The organism is Paenibacillus sp. CR_12 (genome assembly GCF_041953985.1).
Classification (GTDB): Bacteria; Bacillota; Bacilli; order Paenibacillales; family Paenibacillaceae; genus Paenibacillus_AQ; species Paenibacillus_AQ lautus_A.
This window is the reverse complement of sequence record NZ_JAVFHO010000003.1, coordinates 185824-209395: the sequence shown is the minus strand read 5'-3', so window position 1 is coordinate 209395 and position 23572 is coordinate 185824. Positions and strand designations below refer to the sequence as shown.

Genomic DNA, 23572 nt, shown 5'->3' with positions numbered 1-23572 from the left:
TAGATGATGAGGAGGAATCAAGCTTGGACGAAGTCAGCGATCATCTGGATTATGGATTAACCCTTGTATTTATCGGCTTTAACCCGAGTCTGCGATCGGGCGAAGTGGGGCACCATTATGCAAACCCGCGCAACAATTTTTGGAGGATCCTGCATAAGTCCGGTTTGACTCCACGTTTATATGAAGCCGCAGAGGACGGGGAATTGCTTAAACTGGGTTATGGATTCACCAATATTGTAGCCAGGCCCACCCGGGGCGCGGAAGACATTACCCGCGAAGAGTATAGGCTCGGAAGAGAGACGCTGCGGAAGAAGCTGGAGGAATACAGACCGGAGGTTGCCTGTTTTGTCGGCAAGGGCGTGTATACCGAATACAGCGGCAAGGCCAAGGCGGACTGGGGAATCCAGCCGGACTCCGTCGTAGACGGCGTCCATGAGTTTGTAGCTCCATCGTCCAGCGGGCTGGTGAGGATGCCCATGGATGAAATTATCGGAATTTACAGGCAGCTGCATGATTGGATATCGAGGAACGAGTTCTGACTTGGAAAGTTCGGATGAAACGATTCGCAGGCAGGAAAAAGAGGAACGCCAAAAGAGAAGCCGGACACGGTTGACCGGGCTCAGGGGCGTTCCTCTATTTTTAGAGAAATATAGTATTGACTTCGGAGGGAGCCCCTCCTACTCTCGCTGGAAAGACTTCCGCTGCCATGCAGTCGGTCTTTCAAGAGAAGATGTCGTTAGATGGTTATCTTCCGGCTATTCCGGACGTTTCAGCAGCGCGGGATCGATCCGCGGCACGAGCCCTTCATCGGCTGCGCGGTTCAGCAGGGCGGAAATTGCTGCATAGCCGTCTTCGCCCAGCTCTGCGGTAAATGGATTGACATATAAGTCAATGTGGGCATCGGCGACGTCCGGGTCCATTTCCTGTGCGTGCCGGAGGACATAATCCCGGGATTCCCCGGGATGTTCCCAGGCGTATTCGACCGAGGAGCGGATCCAGTTCGAGATGCTGGCCAGATCCAGCGACCTGCGGGCCACGATCGCTCCCAGCGGGATCGGCAGATTCGTATCGGATTCCCACCAGCTGCCGAGATCGGTCATCAGCTTCAATCCGTAGGACGGGTACGTGAATCGCGCTTCGTGAATGACCAGCCCGGCATCGATGGCACCGTCGCGAACAGCCGGCATGATCTGGTCAAACGGCATCACCACGATTTCGCCGAGTCCCCCGGGTACGTTTTGGGCGGCCCACAGGCGAAACAACAGATAAGCCGTGGAGCGCTCGCTCGGAACGGCTACTCGCCGGCCGGACAGCGCTGCCGGACTGTCCGGGGTCTTTCCGTCGGTCAGCTTGTCCGCCGTCAGAACGAGAGGCCCGCAACCGCGGCCGAGCGCTCCCCCGCAGGGCAGCAGGGCGTATTCATCCAGCACCCAGGGCAGTGCGGCATAGGATATTTTCAAGATGTCATGTTCCCGATCCTCGGCCGCCCAATGATTGGTGATATCGATATCCGCATAGGATACATCAAGCTCGGGAGCACCGGGAATAAGACCGTGAACCCAGGCATGAAATACAAATGTGTCGTTGGGGCAAGGGGAAAAAGCGATTTTCATCGTAGCACCTCCGGTAGTAATGAACTTGCTGTCTCAAGCGCCTGCAGCGCCTCCTTGATCTTCCATGCGCCGCGGTCCCGCGGACCGACCTGATTGGATATGGTACGGATCTCAAGCACGGGTACCCCGGCTGCAGCGGCAGCGGTGGCTACGCCGAACCCTTCCATCGCTTCGGCGCAGGCGTTCGGCACCCGGCGGAGAAGGCTGGCGGCCGTCGCCGCCGTTCCCGTCGTGGTGGATACGGTCAGCACGGGGCCATGGGTCACGGCGGCGCCGGCATCCTCCAAGGCCTCGACGAGCTTGCCGGCCGCGGCAGCATCGACCGGAATCCGATCCGTTCCGAAGCCGAGCTCCTGAACGCTGCTGAAGCCGTCTTCGGTTTCGGATCCGAGATCCGCCGCAAGGATGAGGTCCGCAATGACGATGGAGCCAACCTCAGCTTGACCGGCAAAACCTCCGGCGATGCCTGCGCTGACAACGAAATCGTAGGAGGTTTGCATCAACCGGCGGGCAGTCGCGGCCGCCGTTGCCGCCGGACCGACTCCTCCCGCGATAACCTCGAATCCGGACGCATTCTTTAGGCCGCGCAACACGGCATCTTTTTCGGCATCAACCGCCGTGACGATAAGCACGCGCTTGGAGGAATGCGGGGCCGAGCTATATGACTCGATTGTATCTACCGAGTTGGATTGGGTATGTTCCTGCATGTGAGTAATCTCCTTTTTGGCTGAAACGTTAAGCATCTCATCCCTTTTACGTTATAACGTTCCGGGGGCGATGTAAAGTCCTCGGTTCAGGCGGGACACTTTATGTGTAGCAGCAACTTTCCGATATAGAGTATAATGAAGGGTAACTAGCATACATACATCATGGGGTAGATTCGGAGGTTGGATAGCTTTGCGGAAGAAGGGTGCGAACGGACAAGAAAGCCGGGCAAGACTACTGGTTGTTGCCGCCAATGAATTTGCGAAGTCAGGATACCATCAGACCAAGATCAGCACCATCGTTTCCCGGGCAGGATTGACGCAGCCGTCATTCTATTTGTATTTTGAGAGCAAAGAGGCGATTTTCAGGGAGCTGATGGAGAAATTTCGTTCGGAGCTTAAAGGCCTGATCGAGGGAAGCCGGTTGGAGAGCGGAATCGATGAGGCTCATGTGAGCGGGCGTTTGCTTGGCGTGCTTACGGGGTTGTTCACGTTTCTTGGCAAGGACCCGGATTTGACGCAAATCGGTTTTTTTATCGGGAATGATTCCGTCATCGTAAAGGCTGAAATGGCAGCCATGATCGAGCAAAATCTGAAGGGAGAGCAGCAGGACGGGTACTTTGACCGTGATTCCGACATGCACATCGTTGCGGAGTGCCTGGTCGGCGTCATCGAAAGGCTGACCTCCCAGCAGCTGCTGACAGGCAAGCGGACTCCTGAGGATCTTGCGCGTCACGTGGTGAGTTTATTTATGCACGGCATTAGCATCTATCCGGCTAAGTGAGCTGTACGGGCAATCCAAGCCTCGTTCATGCAGGAACGAAATGCAGATGCTTGAAATCATAGAAACAGGCTGTGAACATGGTTAAGGGGAACCTGGAACAGCCTGTTTTTTGCTGCTGAACGCTGCCAAATTCTAGCAAACGTTTGATCTTTTTCAGAGAATTGCAGTATATTCATTATACGATATGTAACCGGTTGCAACTGGTGGATGGCACACGAAGGATCAAGAATCGGGGGACTCATTCATGAAGAAGATGATGCTGGTTTACGGCGCTCTTATATTGGCTTTTCTCACCTATGTGTTCATGTACAGGCTGGAAGACAAGCGCTCCTCGGCCTGGGAGGAAGGCGGGCTGCACGGCAGCATTGGCGAGAATTACGTCATGGTCACATTTCAATCGGGGATGGAATATTGGAAAAATATATTGAAGGGCTTCGAGGATGGAGGGGACGCGCTCGGCGTAACCGTCGATTATCGCGGGTCCACGCAATATGACGTGGAGGAACAGATTACCGTCCTGGAGCAGGTCATCGCGAAGCGTCCGGCCGGCATCGCCTTGTCGGCCATCGATTCGAAGGCGCTGACGTCCACGATCAATAAGGCCGTGGATGCCGGGATTCCGGTCGTCCTGTTCGATGCGGATGCACCTGACAGCAAAGCGTATTCTTTTCTTGCAACCAACAATTACAATGCAGGGGTTGCGGCCGCGGACAAGATGGCGCAGCTTCTCGGCAGGGAAGGCGAAATCGGAATTGTGACCCAGCCCGGGCAGCAGAACCATGACGACCGCTCGGAGGGCTTCCGGGACACGTTGGCGCAGAGATATCCTTCCATGTCCGTGGTGGAGATCAGGGAAGGAAAAGGGGATACCCTCGTTGCCAAAGAGGCTGCGGCTGACATGCTGGGCAAGCACCCGGATCTCAAAGGGATCTTCGTGACGGAGGCCAGCGGCGGAATGGGCGCGGCGGATGCCGTTATCGGCGCGGGTAAGGCGGGCCGGGTGACCATCATTGGATTCGATACGAACAAGGGGACGCTGGACCGGATTTCCGACGGAACCATCGCGGCTACGATCGCCCAGGGTACTTGGAACATGGGCTACTGGTCCTTGCAGTATTTATTTCACCTGCATCACGGACTTACCGTACCGGCCCCGACGCTCGGGAATGACGTGTCGCCGCTTCCCGTGCGGGTGGACACCGGAATCTCGATTGTGACCCGAGAGAATGTGAATGATTATTATGCGAAATAACAGAGTGGAATCCTGGCGCAAAGGCATTTCCCGTTGGCTGCGGTTCGGGGATTTGCCGCTGAGATACAAGCTGGTCATCCTGTTCCTCATGGTTGGGATCCTGCCTTCAATCGCCCTTGGCGTTCTTGTCAATTGGACGGTAAACCGCATTGTGGACCAGCAGGTAACCTCGAATACCATTCAACTGATCGGAAAGGTCAACCAGACCCTGGACAATGATATGGAGAATTTGCAGAACATTACGTATTTGATCGGCTTCGACCCTCGCACGGAACGGTTTCTGCAAGGGGACATTCAAGGGGATAAGCCGGCGGCAGGAGCCGATGTTCCTTCGGGAACCTATCGCCCGCAAACGTCCCCGGTCAAGCAGGATAATGAGGAAAATTACGAGATTAAGCGATACCTTCAAGGCTTCACGACGCTGTATCCGGAAATCGCCTCCATTCTTCTGGTCAATCGCGAAGGAGCCTATATCAGTAACGAAATGTACGCGCGCAGTCCGGCGAATTTGACGGAGGAAGAATGGTACCGCGAGGCCGTTTTAAACGAAGGGATTTTTACCGTGCTCGGCCATCCGGCAGACCGTAACGTCACCACCCACGTTCATTACGCCAACGAGGAGCTGGTGTCGGTCGTACGCTCGTTTGTGGATCCGGATACGAGGGAAGTGACCGGTGCGGTATTGATCGACTTGAAGCTGCGGGCGGTCGCCGGGGCGGTCCGGGATGTCACGCTCGGGAAAAGCGGATATTTGATGGTGGCAGAGGCCGGCGGCTCGAGCATTTATACCCCGGAGGATTCCATCATCCCGTCCATTCCGCCATCGTGGTTTCCGGAAGAGGAGAGCGGCGCTTTGATCCGCGAGGTGAACGGGGAACGGCTGCAACTGATATACGGCACGTCCTCCTTTACCGGCTGGCGGACGATCGGCGTATTTCCAACCAGCGAATCGGTGTATGAAGTGCGGGAGATTCGTTTTTATATGATCTGTTTCTTGTTTATAGTGTGCTTGTTTGGGGTTACGGCGTCCTACACGCTTTCGCAGTCCATATCCAGGCCGATCTGGCAGCTTATGTCCTTCATGCAAAAAGCCGAATCCGGGGATTTGACGATCCGCTACTGGGGAAACCGGCAGGATGAGGTGGGCATGCTCGGCCGCAGCTTTAACCGCATGCTCCTGCAGATCCGCAAGCTGATGAAGCTGAGCGAGCTGCGGGAGAGGCAGAAGCGCGAAGCGGAGCTGCGCAGCCTGCAGGCGCATATTAAGCCGCATTTTCTGTACAACACGCTGGATACGATCCATTGGATGGCCCGCAAGAAAGGGGCGGATGACGTATCGGATCTGGTAGAATCCTTGTCGCGGTTGTTTCGGATCGGGCTCAGCAAAGGCGATGATATCATTCCCATGTCCGACGAATGGACGCATATCAGCAGTTACCTGCAGATCCAGAAGACGCGTTACCGCGACCGGCTGCAGGTTGAGATGGAGCTATCCCCTGAAGCCGAGAGACTGCACGTCTTGAAACTTATCCTCCAGCCGATGGTGGAGAACGCGATATACCACGGCATTAAGGCCCGGAGAGGCCCGGGGCGAATCTGGATCCAAGCACAAGTTGAGGATAATGCGCTGGTGCTTGCCGTACGTGATGACGGGGCAGGTATGCCTGCGGAGCGGCTGGAGGCACTTCGCAGGCAGCTTGCCGATCCGGTAACGGCCATGGAGGCGCCTCCCGAAGAAGGGCCGGGTGCAAGCCGAAGCTACGGTATGCTGAATGTACAGGCCCGTATCAAGTTAACGTTCGGGGAGACGTACGGAATTATGATTGACAGTATAGAGAACGAGGGAACCACGGTACGGATTACGCATCCGCTGCTGCATGCCGTTCCTTCGTCCTCCGATCATGATGGGAGAGACTCACGATGAAGAAAGCGTATCAAGTCTTGATTGCCGACGATGAGCCGATTATCCGCGAAGGGATTCGGGATGCGGTCGACTGGGGGGCACTCGGCATGGAAGTGGCTGCCGAAGCGGAGGATGGCGAGGAAGCGCTGGAGCTTGCGCTCAGCCAGCCGATTGACATTATGCTGGTCGATATGAATATGCCGTTCCTGGACGGCATCGGGCTCATGAAGCGAATGAAGGAAGAACGCCCCGCATGCCGGTTCGTCATTATTACCGGCCATGACGAATTTGCTTATGCGCAGGAAGCGATCCGGCTCGGGGTAAAGGATTATATTTTGAAGCCGGTGAATGCGGAGCATCTGATCCAGGTGCTCCGCAGCGTTCGGGATGAGCTGAACGACCATCAAATCCAGGAAAGCTACCTGAAGAAGGCGTCGGAGCAAATCGAGAAGAACATTCCGCTGCTTCGGGAACGATTCTGCCTCGAATGGATGCATGGCTTGCTGGATGAGGAGGAGGCGATCGAGCAGCTGGAGTTCCTGGGACTGCCGCCTTACCGTCCCACCCGGATCGGCATCGCCAGATGGCCGGAGATGACGGCTCCGCAGCCGTTGATGAAGGAAAGCGACCGCCAGCTGTATCTGTTCGCGATGGAAAATATAATCGCCGAGCTGTTTCATCCCGCACCCTGCGTTTTGTTCCGGGACCATACCGGCTGGATCGGCATTTGCTGCTGGGGAGAAGCGGGTACGGAGATTGCGGCCGATGCCGAGCAGTTGATCCAGAAGTACTTGAAGCTGGCCGTGAACGTACATCTGGAGCCGGTTTCTGAAGGAGCGGACGGCGCGGTTGCGGCCGCCTACGAGGCTTGCCGGGAAGGGGTATTCAAGGAGGCGCAGCTGTCTCCGCTGGTACGGCGTGCCCGTCAGCTCATCCAGGAACAGTATGCCGTTCGGGAGCTGACGCTGGAATCTTTCGCCCAGGCCCTGCAGGTATCGCCGGTCTATCTGAGCCGGACGCTAAAGAAAGAGCTGGGCACGTCCTTTATCACGCTCATGACCCAGACGAGGATTCAGAAAGCGATCCAGCTGCTCAACGCCACCGAGCTGAGCATCCTGGACATCGCGGAGCGGGTGGGGTATGACAGCCAGCATTATTTCAGCACGGCCTTTAAGAAGGTGATGGGGGTGTCGCCGAACCGGTACCGCAAAGGGGCGGCGGTTCTGGAAGAATAGACGAAACGAAGAGCGGAGCCCACGGTAGGTAGCGATAAGAAGCGTTAGAAGCGGTGATTGCGTTCCATGGCAATCCCCGCTTTTTTTTCTTGCAATCCGAGGGGGGACTCATTCGAGATAAATTTTTTGTCGAATCGTTAACGTTTGTTAATTATTATTGACATCCTTTTTTGCTAGAATGGCGGTCAGGACCGTGGAATCATGGACAACATGCACCAGAGTCTCTATTCCTTGCTATTTACTTACTATTTATTTCAAGAAGGGGGGATTCCATTGCGCAGATTGAAAAAAATCGCGATGCTTCTGCTCGCATTCCTGATGATCATGCCGAATCTGCCGCAGCCGGCGCATGCCGCATCCGTGGCCCCCGCCGGCATCAAAGGAATCGGAGCGGGATACCTTCATTCCTTGCTGATTGCCGGAGACGGCACGGTTTGGACGATGGGGGACAACAGTGCGGGAGCACTGGGCAACGGCACAACGGATAATGCATTCCGACCCGTACCGGTGACCAAATTCGACGGTACGCCGCTGGGAAACGCGAAGTTCGTGACGGGCGGAGGCTATTTCTCGGTCGCGCTGCTGAATGACGGCACCGTATGGGCCTGGGGCAGGGGAGTCTATGGGACGCTCGGCAACGGTGCATCGGATAATCAGCATCGTGCCGTGCAGGTAACGGAGTCCGGCGGCGGGCCGCTAACGAATGTACGCAGCATCGCCGCGGCTTACAACCATGTTCTGGCCATCAAGGAAGACGGATCGGCTTGGGGGTGGGGATCCAATTCCAGCAGTACGCTTACCGATTATTATGACGTCATCAATCCCCGGGCCGTACGCATCAAGGCGTCAAGCGGATCTTATCTTAACGACGTGAAGGCCATAGGGGCGGGCGAATATCATTCCGTTGCGCTGCTGAACGACGGAACGGTATGGGCCTGGGGCTACGGAGGCTTCGGAGCGCTGGGCAACGGATCAACGGCCGACTCCGACTATCCGGTACAGGTGATCGATTCTGCCGGACAGCCTTTAACCGGCATTACCGATATCCAAGGCAATCGATTGGGCGGCATGGCTCTGAAGGGAGACGGAACCGTCTGGGCTTGGGGATACAATGAGAATTTTAACCTGGGCAACCCGGGACTGACCTCTTCCAACACGGCGATTCAGGTTCAGCAGGCAGGTTCCTTGCCGCTTACGAATGTAGTCCGGATATCCGGCGGCGGCCGCATGAGCATGGCTCTGAAAAGCGACGGAACCCTGTGGTGGTGGGGCATGCAGAACCGGAACCTCCAAGTCGCAACAAAGCTGCTCGGCGACGCAGATCTATTCGCTGCCGGCGACAATCATGCCCTTGCGATTAAAGCGGACGGTACCGTATGGGGCGCAGGCTGGACCAGCAGGGGAGAACTGGGCATATCGGATGCCAGCCCTTTGGTATATTACACGTCTGCGCTGCAAGTATATCCGGCCCGGACGCAAATCAGCGCCAGTCCCGCTTCCATCGACGCGGACGGGACCAGCAAGACGACGGTCACCGTAACGCTCAAGGAAGGAAGCAACTATAACATCGGCAGGAGCGAAGGGACCGTTCAGCTTAACACGACAGCGGGCACGCTCGGTCCGGTCACCGATCACGGGGACGGGACGTATACGGCTGAACTGACGTCGTCCAAGACGACCGGAACCGCAACGATTACGGGCATCATTAACGGTTATCCCATGAGCGCAAGCGGCACGGTGAAGTTCAATCCGCTTGGCGCTTCGACCGTCACTTCAACGGTCACCGCGAGCCCGGCATCGATTCCGGCGGACGGCAGCAGTATCTCCACCGTGACGGTGCAGCTGAAGGATAGCAACGGAAATCCGTTGACGACGAGCGGCGGTGCCGTGCAAATGAAGACGACCGCCGGTACGCTGTCCGGCGTGACGGACCGGAAGAACGGGACGTACACGGCACAGCTGAAAGCGCCCGTTTCCGTCGGTACGGCAACCGTAACGGCGGAGCTGGGCGGAACGCCGATCGCGCAGAAGGCAGCGGTCACGTTCGTCCCGGGAGCCGCATCGGCTTCGGCATCCACGATCAGCCTGGGGCAGAACACGCTCACGGCCGGAAGCGGAAGCACGGCGGTGACCGTCCGCTTAAAGGATGCGCACGGCAATCCGCTGGTGTCCGGAGGCGACGCGGTAACGATCCAGTCCTCGCACGGCACGGTCGGGAGGGTAACCGACCATGGGGACGGGACCTATACGGCTGTGCTGACGGCAGGCACGGCCGCCGGCAGCGGGACCGTCAGTGCCGCGGTGAACGGGGCGGCGATGCAGCAGAAGGCCGCGATTCAGATTCTTCCCGCGGGAGCGTCCACGCAAACCTCGGAACTGTCAGCGGCTCCCGTCTCGATCGTTGCCGACGGCAGCAGTAAAACGATGCTGACGGTACGGCTCCGGGATGCCTACGGCAACGCGTTGACGGCTTCAGCAGGTACCGTGTCCATGAGCACAAGCGGCGGCACCATCGGGGCCGTGTCCGACAAAGGCAACGGCACCTATACCGCGACGCTGACCTCGGCCTCTATGACCGGAACCGCTGAAGTATCGGCCATTTTGAACGGTTCTATGATCAAACAAACGGCCGTGGTCTCGTTCGTCCCGGGGGCCGCCTCCGCGGACAAGTCCAGCCTTGCCTCTGCTTCAGGCAGTCTCCAGGCCGGATCGGGGACCACGACGTTAACCGTAAAATTGAAGGATGCGCGAGGCAATGATCTCGTGACAGGCGGCGATGCCGTGACGATACAGGCCAGCATCGGCTCCATCGGTTCCGTTGCGGATCAAGGCAACGGAACGTATACCGCGACGCTGACGGCGCCGACGGCAACGGGCATGTCGGTCGTATCTGCATCGGTTAATGGCGTGAGGCTTGCGCAAACGACGAACGTAAGCATCGTGCCCGGCCCCGTGTCTCTGTCGGCATCCACGATCAGCGCCGCGAACGCAAGCGTACCGGCTAACGGAACCGGCACGACCAGGGTTACCGTGGAGCTGAAGGATACGCATGGCAATCGTTTGACTGCTTCGGGCGGTACCGTAACCTTGTCGGCTACGGCAGGCAGCCTGAGTGCGGTAACGGATCACGGCGACGGGACGTACAGCGCGACCTGGACGGCGCCCACGACCGCCGGAACCGCAACGGTGTCGGGTTTTGTCAACGGCTCGGCACTTGCCGGCAAGGCAAGCTTGAACTTCGTTGCCGGAGCGGCATCGCCGTCAGCGACGAGCCTGTCGATCGACCCGGCCTCGATTACGGCAGACGGAGTCAGTACGGCCGTCATTACGGTCCAAGCGAAGGATGCCTACGGCAACCCGGTGACGCAAGGAGGCGACGCGGTATCCGTCGAAACAAGCGGAGGCACGCTCTCCGCCGTCACGGACCGCGGTAACGGCACTTATACGGCTACCGTTAAGGCGCCGACGACCGCCGGCAAGGCCGTCGTCCGGGCCGAGCTGAACGGCAAGACCGTCACGCAGACGGCGGACATCGCGTATGTTCCGGGCGCCGCTTCCCCGGCAACATCGCTCCTCACAGCGGGGGCGTCCGCGCTCCCGGCTGACGGGTCAAGCACAACGGCGCTGACCGTGCAGCTGAAGGACGTCTACGGCAACAACCTGACGTCCGGCGGCGACAGGGTGAGCCTGAGCGCGACCGCCGGCTCGATCGGAGCGGTAACGGATCATGGGGACGGCACATACTCGGCCGTGTTTACGGCACCGACGGTTGCCGGTCCGGCAACGATCACCGCGACGGTGAACGGTGCGAAGCTATTGCAGACCGCTTCCGCTGATTTTGAGCCCGGAGCGGCTTCGGCGCGCGAATCGCTGCTGACGGCAGCATCCCCGGCGATGCCGGCTGACGGCGCCAGCACAACAACCGTGACGCTGCAGCTAAAGGATGCCTTCGGCAACGAATTGAAGACGGGCGGTGATACGGTCGTGTTAACCACGACGGCCGGAACGTTGGGCAGCGTTCAAGACCATGGCGACGGCACGTATTCAGCCATGCTGACGGCCGGTACGGTTTCCGGTTCAGCCGTCGTATCGGGTGCCGTAAACGGCGTGCCGTTGGAGCACCCCGTATCGGTGGATCTTCTCGCCGGGGCGGCATCCGCGGCCGAATCGATCATCGAGACTGACAGCAAAGCAATCACCGTGGGCGGCAGCACGTCAACGGTTGTCACGATTCGGCTGAAGGATGCCTTCGGCAATGCGTTGACCGCAGGAGGCGACAAGGTCCTGCTGGAGACGACGGCCGGAACGCTGGGAATGATGACGGATCATCATGACGGTACGTACACGTCCATATTGACGGCCGGCACGGCGGCAGGCGAGGCCGTCATCACGGGAAGTGTCAACGATGTGCCGCTGGCGCACACGGCGTCGGTGCAGTTCATGCCTGGCCCGGCTTCGGCGGACCAAACGATATTGTCAGCCGACCGGGCAGTCGTCACCGCTGACGGGCTAAGCCGTTCAATCGTGACGGTACAGCTGAAGGACGCTTACGGAAACGAGCTCCGCTCCGATGCCGGATCGCTCCAGCTTAAGCTGGCGTCGACGCTTGGCCTGCTGACGGAGCCGAAGTACGAAGCGGATGGCCGTTACACGGCCGGCGTTTCATCGAATAGGGCCGGAACAGCCGTCATTACCGGAACCTTGGACGGCATTCGGATCGCCTCGGCAGTGACGGTATCCTTCGAGCCGGGCGAGCCTTCGGCGCTTCGCTCGACGGTGGATGCGGACCGGACCGGGCTGACGGCCGACGGCAAGCAATCCGCGCGGATTACGGTGCAGCTGAAGGACGCCGCGGGCAATTCGGTTCCGGATGACGGCGGGCCCGCGGACATTCGGATTCATTCCTCGATCGGCACCGTTTCCGCGGCTGTATACGAGGCCGAGGGGCGGTACACGGCATCGCTGATCTCAACCGAGGCCGGCATTGCCGTCATTACGGCATCCGTGGACGATAGCGAGCTCGCAGACACGGCGGAGGTCGAATTTCTGCCGGGTCCCGCTTTGGCCGCAGCATCGGAGCTGTCCGCCGACAGCGGGGCAATCCCGGCTAACGGCTCTGCTGCCTCGACGATTACCATCTCGGTGAGGGATGCCTTTGGCAACAACACGGGGAGCGGGGCCGATATCCGGCTTGAAACAACGCTTGGCACCGTGACGGAAGCCACGTACCGCGAGAACGGCGTGTATACGGCGGAAGTCCGTTCAACCGAGCCGGGAGTGGCCGACATTCGCGCCTGGATCGGCGGCGAGCCGATTCGGGATGGCGTGCAGGTGACCTTTGCCGACGGCATATGGTTTACGCCGCCCTCGTACCGACTTCAAATCGGCGAATCGGTGCGCACGGTCGTCGAGGTGACTTACGGGGATGCTACCTCGGACGTAACCGCAGATGCCCGCTTTCAATATGATGATGGGCTGATTCTGGTGGCTCGGGCCGAGGACGGTTCCTGGTATGTCACAGGTCTTCGTACCGGGCGTACCGTCATGCAGGCCGTTTATGAGGCTGATGCCGGAAGGCTGACAGCCGCCGCCCCCGTCACGGTTTATGCCGTGCCGACCGGATTGACCCTGGATGCTTCCCGGTATGAAGTGAGGGAGGGCGAATATCGCCAGATCCGGGTAACTGCACATTACTCGGACGGCACGTCCTCTGATGTGACCGCGGAAGCCGCATACCGTCTTGCAGACAGAGGCTATGCATCCCTGAATGCAGCGGGCCGGCTGCACGGCATCCGGTCAGGGAAATCGTCCATGACCGTGACCTACGAAGGTTTAAGCACCACGGCTGAGGTTGCCGTTTTGCCGCCGGCTCACTCAGGCGGTGATCCTGGTTCCGGCGGAAGCCCGGGCAACGCCGTCGGCCTGCCGGGCAATGCCGGCGGGGTGAAACCGCCCGCAGGGGAAGATCGCGGTCTCACCGTCGATCTGGTGCTCGACGGGGAAGCCGGCCGGACGATCACGCTCGAGCACGAACAGCTGAGTTCAGGCCGCATCGTGATTGAAACGAGGGGCGGAACGAAGGAATGGTCGCTGCTCATGAAGCCTGCCGTCGTGGAGCGGCTGCAGGAGCTTGTCAGCGGCGCGGTGTTGGAGTGGCGCACGCCGCAGGGCGTATTAGTCTTCTCACTGGCTGAACTTGGCGAGCTGCCATCGGATTTATCTGCGGCTTTCATCGGGCTCACGATCAGAACGGCCGATGACGAGACGGAGACGAGACTCGTGGAGTTCTCGCGAAAAACGGGAGCGAGTATGCGGCTTAAGCCGTTCTCCGTGTCGCTGAGCGCGTGGAAGCCGGACGGAACGGCGCAGCCGCTGGCAGATGGCCGATTATCCGCAACCTTCGCGCCTTCAGAGCGAATGCTGGCCGACGGCCGGTATTTGACGGCAGCTTACCTCGATGAAGCCGACGGACAATGGAAACACGTTCCGGCCCGTTTCGCTTCGGCCGAGAATGCCCTTCTCACTTTGAAGGCATCGGGAACCTATACCGTTCTGGAGAGCCGCCGCGCATTCACCGACATGAGCGGGCATTGGGCTAAAGCCGACGCCGAACTGCTCGCGAACAAACTCATCGTGCAGGGGACGGAGGGCGGCCGTTTTGAGCCGGGCCGCTCCATCACGCGGGCGGAGCTTGCCGCCATGCTGGTCAGGATGCTGGGGATCCATCCGAGCGGAGCGGCCGCGGTTCCTGCTTCGTTCAACGACGTGGCGGGCCGATGGTTTGCAGCCGACGTTCAAGCCGCCTATAAGGCGGAATTGATCCAAGGGTATGCGGACGGCAGCTTCCGTCCGGATGCGGCCGTGACCCGTCAGGAAATGATCGTCATGATCGCAAGGGCGATGGAAGCGACGGGACTTGGCAAGGAGGCCGAGGGAGCGCCGCTGCAATATGCCGACGATGTCAAGCTTGCAGCATGGGCTCGCGGGGCAGTCGACCGGCTTTCGCAGGCAGGACTGTTGACGGGCGACCAAGCGAACATGCTGGCGCCGGAGCGGGCGGCTACGCGAGCGGAAACGGCGGCCATCCTGGCAAGAATGCTGCAATCGGGCATGTGATCGCAGTATGGTCGGCGGGCGTTAGTGCCCGCCGGCCTTTTTAATTCCATGGATGCATGGAAAGAGAACATCTGGTTGCGTGCGGATATACGCTGCAGCATGGAGAGAGCCTCCGGTTCGTTGGCAAACAACAAACCGGGGGCTCTTTTTGACGACGATAAAGTCATTCGGGCCGGTTCCCATGGAGCATATTGTGCACATCTCGCAAGAATGCCGAACAACAAAAGTATGAAAATTATAAAAAAGGTTGTTTTCGTGGAAAGACCCCTCCACCCGAACGGAGGTATCCTTTTTAGTACAGAGAGGCTTTTCGAACCTTCGGTTGTAAGCGCTCTCGATTTCATTTTTCGGAAAGGGGAACTACCGATGAAGAGAGGATTGCCAGGATTGCTGATCGCGGTGCTGCTCTTGGCCCTGACGGCCTGCAACCTCGCCGAAAGCCAAACCGGCGATGCTGAGAAGGGTTACGTCGGCCTTGCGATGCCCACCAAATCATCCGAACGCTGGGTGGCTGACGGGAAGAACATGGAGCGGCTGTTTCAGGAAAAAGGGTATAAAACCGACCTTCAATTCGCCGAGGACGTGATTGAAAACCAGATTTCCCAAATCGAGAACATGATTACGAAAGGGGTCGACGTGATCGTCATCGCTTCGATCGACGGCAATACGCTGACCGACGTGATCAAGAAGGCCCATGATCAGGGAATCAAGGTCATCGCCTACGACCGGTTGATCCGCAACACCGAGCATTTGAGTTATTATGCCACCTTCGACAATTTCCAGGTCGGCGTTCAGCAAGCCTCCTATATTGAAGAGAAGCTTGGCCTGAAGGAAGGGAAGGGGCCGTTCAATATCGAGCTGTTCGGCGGATCGCCGGACGATAACAATGCTTACTTCTTCTATGACGGCGCGATGTCCGTGCTCAAGCCTTACATGGATTCGGGCAAGCTTGTCGTTCGGAGCAAACAGACCACGATGGCCCAGATTGCGACCCTGCGCTGGGACGGCGCCCTGGCGCAGTCGCGGATGGATAACCTGATCAGCGCCAACTATTCCAGCGAGAATCTGGACGCGGTGCTGTCGCCCTACGACGGGATCAGCATCGGCATCATCTCCTCGCTCAAGGGCGTAGGCTACGGGACGGCCGGCAAGCCGCTGCCAATCATCACGGGTCAGGATGCGGAGCTTGCTTCCATTAAGTCGATCGTGGCCGGTGAGCAAACCCAGACGGTGTTCAAGGACACGCGCCAGCTCGCCGAGCAGGCGGTGAAGATGGCGGAGAGCGTGCTGAAGGGAGAAGAGGCCGAGGTGAACGATACGGAATCGTACGACAACGGCATCAAAGTCGTGCCTGCCTATTTGCTTCCCCCTGTATCCGTTGATGCTTCCAACGTGGAGAAAGAGGTTGTGGAGACGGGCTACTATTCCAAGGAAGAAATCGGATTGAAATAGTCTTTAGGCATGCGAACACGAAAGGATAGGAAGGTGAAGCCAGATGTCAGAGTACATTCTTGAAATGCGGAACATTACGAAAGCGTTTCCCGGGGTAAAGGCGCTGGACCAGGTGAATCTGAAGGTTCGCGAAGGCGAGATCCACTCCCTGTGCGGGGAGAACGGAGCAGGCAAATCCACGCTGATGAAAGTGCTGAGCGGCGTGTATCCTTACGGCAGCTATGAGGGAGATATTCTGTTCAAAGGCAGCGTCTGTGAATTTAAAAACATCAAGCAAAGCGAAGACCTGGGCATCGTCATCATCCATCAGGAGCTTGCGCTGATTCCTTATTTGTCGATTGCCGAGAACATCTACTTGGGGAACGAGCGCGCCGAGAAGGGCATCATGAACTGGAATGAGACGATGACGGGGGCCAAAGAGCTGCTGGATAAGGTGGGGCTCAGCGAGAACCCGAATACGCAGGTGGGCAGCATCGGCGTCGGCAAGCAGCAGTTGGTCGAAATTGCGAAGGCTTTATCCAAGAAGGTGAAGCTGCTTATTCTGGACGAGCCGACGGCGGCGCTCAACGAGGACGACAGCGAGAATTTGCTTGCGCTGATGCTGGAATTCAAGAAGCAGGGAATTTCCTGCATCCTGATCTCCCATAAATTGAACGAGGTGTCGAAGGTATCGGATTCCATTACGATTCTGCGAGACGGCCAGACCATTGAAACGCTGGATATGAGAGGCGGCGAGGTGAACGAGGACCGGATCATCCGCGGCATGGTCGGGCGGGATTTGACGAACCGCTATCCGGAGCGGAGCCCGAAGATCGGGGAGGTCATCCTGGAGGTTAAGGATTGGACGGTATATCACGAGCTGCAAGCAGGCCGAAAAGTGATTGACAATGTGAGCATGAATATCCGCCGGGGGGAGGTCGTGGGCATTGCCGGGCTGATGGGATCCGGCCGGACCGAGCTTGCGATGAGTATTTTCGGCAGGGCTTACGGCCGGAACATCACGGGTACGCTTCGGAAAGACGGCAAGGAAATCCGCAATCAGTCCATCAACGAGGCGATTGAAAACGGATTTGCTTACGTGACCGAGGACCGGAAGGAATACGGGCTGATCCTCATGGACGATATCAAACGCAACATCTCGCTGACCGGACTGTCCAAGCTGGCAAAGAACATGGTCATTGATGATCGGGAAGAAATCCTCGTGGCGGAAGACATGCGGAAGAAGCTCAAGATCAAAACGCCGAACATTCTCCAGAAGACGGGGAACCTCAGCGGGGGGAATCAACAGAAGGTTGTGCTGAGTAAATGGATCTATGCCGGGCCCGACATCCTGATTCTGGATGAGCCGACGCGGGGGATTGACGTCGGAGCCAAATACGAAATCTACGCGATCATCAACCAGCTGGCGGATGAGGGGAAGGCGGTGCTTGTCATTTCCTCGGAGCTGCCTGAAATTTTAGGGATCTGCGACCGGATTTATGTCATGAGCGCGGGACGGATAACCGGAGAAGTTGGCAGAGAACAGGCTTCGCAGGAAACCTTGATGAGATACATGACCAAGAATGGAGGGGCTTAAGCATGGAGACGCTCAAAAAAATGTTTAAAAACAACATCCGCCAATACGGGATGATCATCGCCCTTGTTGTCATTATGATTTTTTTCCAAATCATTACGGGAGGGCTGCTGCTGGAGCCGATCAACATCACGAACCTGATTCTCCAGAACAGCTATATTCTCGTACTGGCCATCGGCATGGTGCTTGTCATCATTACGGGTCATATTGATTTGTCGGTCGGTTCGGTAGCCGCCTTCGTCGGCGCCGTTGCTGCGATCATGATGGTCGATATGCAGCTGCATCCGGTCATTGCCGTCATCGTATCCTTGATCGTCGGCGGTCTGATCGGAGCATGGCAGGGATTCTGGGTGGCTTACGTGAGGATACCGGCCTTTATCGTAACCCTGGCCGGCATGCTCCTGTTCCGCGGCCTGACGATGATTGTGCTGGAGGGCCAATCCATTGCGCCGTTTCCGGGCGGCTTCCAGAAGCTAAGCTCCGGCTTCATTCCGGACTTCGGCAACACCGGCACCAACCTGATCGCGATTCTGGCCGGCATCATCTTTACGGTTATTTTCCTGATCAATGAGCTGCGGGAGCGAAAGGCCCACAAAAAATACAACTTCGACGTTCTGCCAAGCGGCTTGTTCCTCCTGAAGCTGGTGCTCATTGCGGCCGTGATCAATGCCTTTACGTTCATGCTGGCTAGTTACGCCGGCCTGCCGAACATTCTGATTCTGCTGCTGGTGCTCATTATCATCTATTCCTTCGTGATGAACAAAACCGTGATGGGCCGTCATATTTACGCGCTTGGCGGCAACGAAAAAGCGGCGGCGCTGTCCGGCGTGAAAACCAAGAAGGTCACGTTCTGGGTATTCGTCAATATGGGCGTCATGGCCGCCATCTCCGGTTTGATTTTTGCCGCCCGCTTGAACGCGGCGACGCCGAGAGCCGGTACGAACTTCGAGCTGGATGCCATCGCGGCGAGCTTCATCGGCGGCGCTTCGGCCACCGGCGGGATCGGGACGGTCTTCGGCGCGATCATTGGGGGGCTCGTCATGGGCGTCCTCAATAACGGGATGTCGCTCGTAGGTCTCGGCATCGACTGGCAGCAAGGCATTAAGGGCCTGGTTCTCCTCGCGGCGGTAGCCTTCGACATTTATAATAAGAAGAAGAGCAGTGCCGCTTAATCTATACGGTGGCGTTATATCATAAAATGGCTGATTCCGGGGTAGAAGGTGCTACCCTGGATCAGCCATTTATTTTGGGTATTGGTTACATTTTGATCGTAACTCTTCGGGTGATCAGCCGAATCAGAATCATTGCAATCAGGATGACGGCCAGGGAGCCTGCGAGCGAAACCGGCAGCGTGACGGAAAAGTCTGTCGTGACCGGCAACCACTGTTCCCATATGGAAGCCAGCTCGAACTGCCACAATGCATCCATGAAGCCGATCAACACGAGGGCAACGGCGATCCATCCCAAGCCGCGAATCCAGCCAAACCGGTAAAATCCGGATCCGATCATCCACCCCATCAAATAATAGATGAAGATTTGGATACCGTAGGAAACGAGCGTCAGCAGCCAGCTGTTGTCGAACTCCTGCAGCAGTCGGGTGCTTCCCGCATCTTGTGATGCAAACAGCGAGACAATCCACTGGATCAGTGCCGCGGCAACCGGAAATGCCAGGGACAGATAGACGGCCGCTAAAGCGGAACCACCAAAGAAATCCCGGCGCGTAATGCCGTGTCTTACATAATAGCTCAGAAAACCGTAAGCTGAAATGATGCCGATGACAAGCATAAATCCTTTGGTGGAGCGGTATGCGATGGAGAAGAAGTCCTCATCTGATATTCCTTCCCGAACATTGATGCCAATGCTGCTGCCGATGCCGGCTCCAATATAGATCAGCAGCACAATCGTTAGAAAACCCAAAGCCCAGCTGCCTTGTTGAATAAACATTTCCGTCGATACTTTGCTTACGGGCGATGACGTCTTTTTCATGCGGAATACTCCTCCCCCGTCAGATGGATAAACAAGTCCTGGAGCGAGATCGGCCCGATCTCAAGTCCTGCCTTCAATGCGGCTGATTGAGATGCCTCGCCCAGATCCCCGTAGACCATGACGGCCTTGGTGGAACCGAGCTGCTGCACGTTGAGCACCTTCATGCCCTGGATGAATTCGTCCACCTTGGCCGCGGGACCCGTAATGGATACACCCCTGGACGTAAGGCTTTCATAATCGTCTTGAAGAATGAACCGGCCTTTGTGGATGATAATGACTTCCTCAAACAAATAATCCATCTCCGATACCAAGTGGGTGGAAAGAATGAACGTACGCGGATGGCGTTCCTGGTCCTTCAGCAGTTCCCTGTAAAAAATTTCGCGCGAAGGCGCATCCATGCCGAGATAAGCTTCATCCAGAATGGTAACCGGCGACCGGCTGGCGAGGCCGATGCATACGTTAAAAGCGGACTGCATGCCTTTGGAGAGCTGCTTGAGCTGTTTATCCAGGGGCAAATTGAATTTGCGGGCAAGCTCCAGGGCATAAGCCGTATCAAAATGGGGGCGGTACCTGGCAACGGATTCAATCGCGGCCTTGACCTTGTCCGTCTCCTCTTTATAGTCGACATCGTAGATGAAGGAAACTTCCCTCATGATTTTGGCATTTTCGAAGGGCTGCTCGCCGCCAATCGTAACCGATCCCGACGATGGTTCGCGAAATGAAGCCAGGATCGACAGGAGCGAGGTTTTGCCTGCGCCGTTGCGACCGAGGAGACCGTAAATTTTGCCGGCCGGGAGGCGGAGGGAAATATCGCGGACGGCTTCGACGCTGCCGTATGTCACCGATACCCTATCTAACTGTACATCAAGATTCATGGGGGTCACTTCCTTTTAACTGGGTTATGATTTGAACAAGCTCATCCGTGGACAAACCGAGTTTGTCCGCTTCCTGTACCATTGGCACCACATAATGTTCCGCAAATGCACTCTTTCGGGTCCGGAGCAGCATTTCCTTGGCCCCCTCAGCAACAAACATGCCGACACCTCGCTTTTTATAGATGAGTCCGGAATCAACCAGCAGGTTGATTCCCTTCAACACCGTAATGTGATTGATTTTGTAAAATTGGGACAGCTGCGTCGTGGAAGGAACCTGTTCACCTTCAAGCAATTGGTCATTGACGATCTGGTCCTCGATCTTTTCCTTGATCTGGATGAACAGGGGCCTATTATCTGGATGCACGGTACCGCTCAATAAGAATCACCACCTTGCCTTCGTTGTCCTGTTAAGGTTATATGCTTATATATATGACTATATAACCAAAACGTGAACGGCATGTCAAGCATTTGGTTGAATATCATGCCTCCATCGGGACGCTTTAACAGCGAACAACGTCAAAAAAGGCCGGCCAGAAGGATCTGGTTGGCCTTGATTTATTTACCTGATGCGTTAGTCATATTGGAGTATAGCTAACGTATGCTATGCGAACCTCGATGCTCAATTAAAACAAATAGCAATATCATTTCATTTGGCTTCCGAATACTCGGAAGCGTCCATAGGAGGGAGCTTTCCCCGTTTCAAATCACGGATCGATAATCCAAAATCGATTTGCAGATGCGGATAATCCGGAAAGTTGGCCCAATCTCCGCCCCACTGGAAGCCTAAATCCTTTGCAATCTCCACGACTTCCATCCAGTCGGCCTTGCCGTTTCCGTTCCCGTCGTATTCCATATCCCAGATGACGCTGCCATCCTTCAGCCTCAGCGCAAAATCAATGGCGAGCCCGTAGTTGTGAAGAGATTCCCCGGCCTTGGCGTTTGTCACGATGCTGCCCTCGGTGCTGCGGCCCTGATTGTAGATGCGGGTCTGCTCTTCGTGGCTCCGGTAACCGTCCGTTATGACAATCGTGATCCCTTTTTTCTTGGTGAGACGGACAAGCTCATTCTTCTGTTGCAGTACATAAGGGTGGAGCTGGGTGATTTCAGGGGATTCTTTGCTATTAAAATCAAAATCGAGATCGTTGATAAATCCCGGTATGGCGGTTTGCAGCTGCATGTAGAATATGGCGAGCAATAAGGCAACAACAAGGAAAAGCGTCGTTTTTTTGCGTTTGATCATGCGGACTCTTTAATCTACCTACTTTCATATGATGGCTTACTCTATTATATCGGCATCCCGCCCCGCATTCCAGCAGACCGTTAATCACGCCCAGATACCGGAATGAATAGCAATCCATGGTTTATCGCATCCTAGTTCATAAAAAGGACTTGGTCCGGAAATGGGGAATAACGAATGAGCAATATTCAAAACATGTCGATGAGACTCAATCAGCTATCCAGCCAATTGGCTGCTGCAGGACAGCACGGCCGCATGGACGAAGTCGGGATGATCGTGAACGAGCTCGGCGGGATCCACGCCGAGCTTCGGAATGCGCAGGCTGCGGTCACGCCTGAAACTTCTTCCGCCGTGCGCCAGGAGCTGGTGAACTGCAGGATGGTGCTGCATGGGATGATGGGGGCGGCGCAGGATATCCGAACCGCTGCGGCGGAGCAGTACCGACAGGTGCTGGGCGAGAATAAAACGATGTTCGAGCAGCTGGACGAGGCCGCGCAGCAGAGCGACTATGCGCAAGCCTATCAGTATCGCCAGCTGTTCAAACAGATGGATCAAGTCAGCCAGCAGCTGCATCAGCTGGATGGCTCGATGCTGGACGCAGGATACCAAATGGAGCGGGCGCAAACGGCCGGCGGCGGCCTGAACGGGGCAGTGGCTATCGAGGAACTGACTTCAAGCACGGACGACAGCGGAACGATGATGTAAGCATGCCTGGAAGGATGCGCGGGTCAGAATTTTTCTTAATGCAACGAAATCATGATGGAAGCTGCAGTATCCGTTCCATAAGGATGCTGACAGCTTCTTTTTTGTTATTGAAAGAAAACTCTTTTTTAATATATAATTAAGGAGAAAATATTCTTTTTTGTCCAGATAGAGAGAAATGAGGGATGTGGAATGGCAAGAGTAGGCCCAAGACTGAATCAATCCAATACGCTGCTGATGATATCAAGCATTTATTCTTCCCTGACCAAGACGGAGAAAAAAGTAGCTGATTACGTAAAAGGTTTCCCCGAGGAAACGGTCCTTGCCACCGTTACGGATTTGTCCGAGAAAGCAGGGGTCGGAGAGACCTCCGTCATTCGATTCTGCCGCAAGCTGGGGTTCCGGGGATTTCATGAGTTCAAGCTGTCGGTTGCACAGGACTTGGTGGATCGTCCCCCATCCGTAGTCGATACCTCTATCGATGAGCAGGACGATTTGATGACGGTGGCTCGCAAGCTGACGATGCAGCATGAAATTTTACTGAAGAATACGCTGGATCTGGTGAATGCCGACAATCTGAGGATGGCGGTTGATAAACTGCTGGCCGCAAACAAAGTGTATGTCTATGGCGTAGGCTCTTCAGGCATAACCGCCCTGGATTTGCATTATCAGCTGATGAGGCTGGGACTCAATGTGGAAGCGCACCGGGATTCTCATATTATTGCCATGTCCGCTTCATTGGTCAAGAAGGGCGATCTCGTATTCGCCATATCCACTTCCGGAAGCACGCGCGACCTGGTGGATCCGGTGAAGGAAGCGAAGAAGAATGGAGCGGACGTCATCTGCTTGACCGGGCACCTGCGCTCCCCGATTGCCACATACGCAGATACGGTGCTGCTCGTGTCTTCCCGGGAAATGCCGACCGAGGGCGGGGCACTGGCGACAAAATTCATGCAGACGTATATGCTGAACATTCTTACAACGCTCTTAACGATGAAAAAAGAGGATGCCTCGGAATCGTTGAAAAAAACCGCAAGTTCCGTTGCGGATAAGCTGTACTAGTGAATCGATTCCTTGAATCGATTCACATATTCATCATCGGCGAAAGCGGGGTGATCTTTCGTTCGTTTTTTAAGGATC

17 protein-coding genes are annotated in these 23572 nt (G+C 56.5%); 11 read left to right on the top strand and 6 right to left on the bottom strand.

The annotated features are described in order from the left end of the window. Window positions 1-23 precede the first annotated feature (23 nt). The gene (locus RB297_RS13280) at window positions 24-539 is read left to right on the top strand and encodes a mismatch-specific DNA-glycosylase (RefSeq protein ID WP_096775285.1); all 516 of its coding nucleotides are present in this window, start codon (window positions 24-26) and stop codon (window positions 537-539) included. A gap of 216 nt (window positions 540-755) precedes the next feature. Here the strand turns inward: RB297_RS13280 and RB297_RS13275 are convergent, their stop codons facing one another. Both RB297_RS13275 and RB297_RS13270 read right to left on the bottom strand, forming a co-directional pair. Then, a complete protein-coding gene (locus RB297_RS13275; protein WP_375120672.1) occupies window positions 756-1613 on the bottom strand; it encodes a 1,4-dihydroxy-6-naphtoate synthase in 858 nt (285 codons plus the stop codon). After that, window positions 1610-2320, bottom strand: a complete 711-nt coding sequence (locus RB297_RS13270) for a futalosine hydrolase (protein ID WP_192569412.1) — start codon at window positions 2318-2320, stop codon at window positions 1610-1612. The genes RB297_RS13275 and RB297_RS13270 overlap by 4 nt, the downstream gene beginning before the upstream one ends. Before the next feature lie 190 nt (window positions 2321-2510). Here RB297_RS13270 and RB297_RS13265 point away from each other — a divergent pair, with 190 nt between their 5' ends. The 8 genes from RB297_RS13265 to mmsB all read left to right on the top strand — a co-directional run bounded on the left by RB297_RS13265 (window position 2511) and on the right by mmsB (window position 18804). Then, the gene (locus tag RB297_RS13265; RefSeq protein ID WP_375120671.1) at window positions 2511-3101 is read left to right on the top strand and encodes a TetR/AcrR family transcriptional regulator; all 591 of its coding nucleotides are present in this window, start codon (window positions 2511-2513) and stop codon (window positions 3099-3101) included. Between the two features lie 244 nt (window positions 3102-3345). Further along, window positions 3346-4353 (top strand): substrate-binding domain-containing protein, encoded by a 1008-nt coding sequence (locus tag RB297_RS13260; protein ID WP_375120670.1) that lies wholly within the window; start codon window positions 3346-3348, stop codon window positions 4351-4353. Next, entirely contained in the window at window positions 4334-6277 is a 1944-nt protein-coding gene (locus tag RB297_RS13255; protein WP_375120669.1) for a cache domain-containing sensor histidine kinase, read from the top strand. Before RB297_RS13260 ends, RB297_RS13255 begins: the two co-directional genes overlap by 20 nt. Continuing rightward, a complete protein-coding gene (locus RB297_RS13250) occupies window positions 6274-7491 on the top strand; it encodes a response regulator transcription factor (RefSeq protein WP_375120668.1) in 1218 nt (405 codons plus the stop codon). The genes RB297_RS13255 and RB297_RS13250 overlap by 4 nt, the downstream gene beginning before the upstream one ends. 273 nt (window positions 7492-7764) lie before the next feature. After that, window positions 7765-14607, top strand: coding sequence for an invasin domain 3-containing protein (locus RB297_RS13245; protein WP_375120667.1), 6843 nt, complete (start codon window positions 7765-7767; stop codon window positions 14605-14607). A 366-nt stretch (window positions 14608-14973) separates the two neighbouring features. Then, the gene (gene chvE / locus RB297_RS13240; protein WP_036662480.1) at window positions 14974-16059 is read left to right on the top strand and encodes a multiple monosaccharide ABC transporter substrate-binding protein; all 1086 of its coding nucleotides are present in this window, start codon (window positions 14974-14976) and stop codon (window positions 16057-16059) included. A 43-nt stretch (window positions 16060-16102) separates the two neighbouring features. Then, on the top strand, window positions 16103-17635 hold the full coding sequence (gene mmsA, locus RB297_RS13235) for a multiple monosaccharide ABC transporter ATP-binding protein (protein ID WP_096775292.1): 1533 nt from the start codon (window positions 16103-16105) through the stop codon (window positions 17633-17635). Between the two features lie 2 nt (window positions 17636-17637). Continuing rightward, a complete protein-coding gene (gene mmsB / locus RB297_RS13230; protein WP_009591707.1) occupies window positions 17638-18804 on the top strand; it encodes a multiple monosaccharide ABC transporter permease in 1167 nt (388 codons plus the stop codon). Window positions 18805-18889: 85 nt separating this feature from the next. Here the strand turns inward: mmsB and RB297_RS13225 are convergent, their stop codons facing one another. From RB297_RS13225 to RB297_RS13210, 4 genes are all read right to left on the bottom strand, one after another. After that, the gene (locus RB297_RS13225) at window positions 18890-19618 is read right to left on the bottom strand and encodes a Tat pathway signal protein (RefSeq protein ID WP_213580498.1); all 729 of its coding nucleotides are present in this window, start codon (window positions 19616-19618) and stop codon (window positions 18890-18892) included. Continuing rightward, window positions 19615-20493: an ATP-binding cassette domain-containing protein gene (locus RB297_RS13220; protein ID WP_251499318.1), complete on the bottom strand. Its 879-nt coding sequence runs from the start codon at window positions 20491-20493 to the stop codon at window positions 19615-19617. The genes RB297_RS13225 and RB297_RS13220 overlap by 4 nt, the downstream gene beginning before the upstream one ends. Further along, complete coding sequence (locus RB297_RS13215; protein WP_009591591.1) at window positions 20483-20869, bottom strand: GntR family transcriptional regulator; 387 nt, start codon at window positions 20867-20869, stop codon at window positions 20483-20485. The genes RB297_RS13220 and RB297_RS13215 overlap by 11 nt, the downstream gene beginning before the upstream one ends. Before the next feature lie 270 nt (window positions 20870-21139). Then, on the bottom strand, window positions 21140-21733 hold the full coding sequence (locus RB297_RS13210; protein WP_192569403.1) for a M15 family metallopeptidase: 594 nt from the start codon (window positions 21731-21733) through the stop codon (window positions 21140-21142). Between the two features lie 174 nt (window positions 21734-21907). Between RB297_RS13210 and RB297_RS13205 the strand changes: the two genes are divergently transcribed. Continuing rightward, window positions 21908-22435: a hypothetical protein gene (locus RB297_RS13205; protein ID WP_375120666.1), complete on the top strand. Its 528-nt coding sequence runs from the start codon at window positions 21908-21910 to the stop codon at window positions 22433-22435. A 189-nt stretch (window positions 22436-22624) separates the two neighbouring features. Then, window positions 22625-23494: a MurR/RpiR family transcriptional regulator gene (locus RB297_RS13200; RefSeq protein ID WP_036662487.1), complete on the top strand. Its 870-nt coding sequence runs from the start codon at window positions 22625-22627 to the stop codon at window positions 23492-23494. Window positions 23495-23572: the final 78 nt, after the last annotated feature.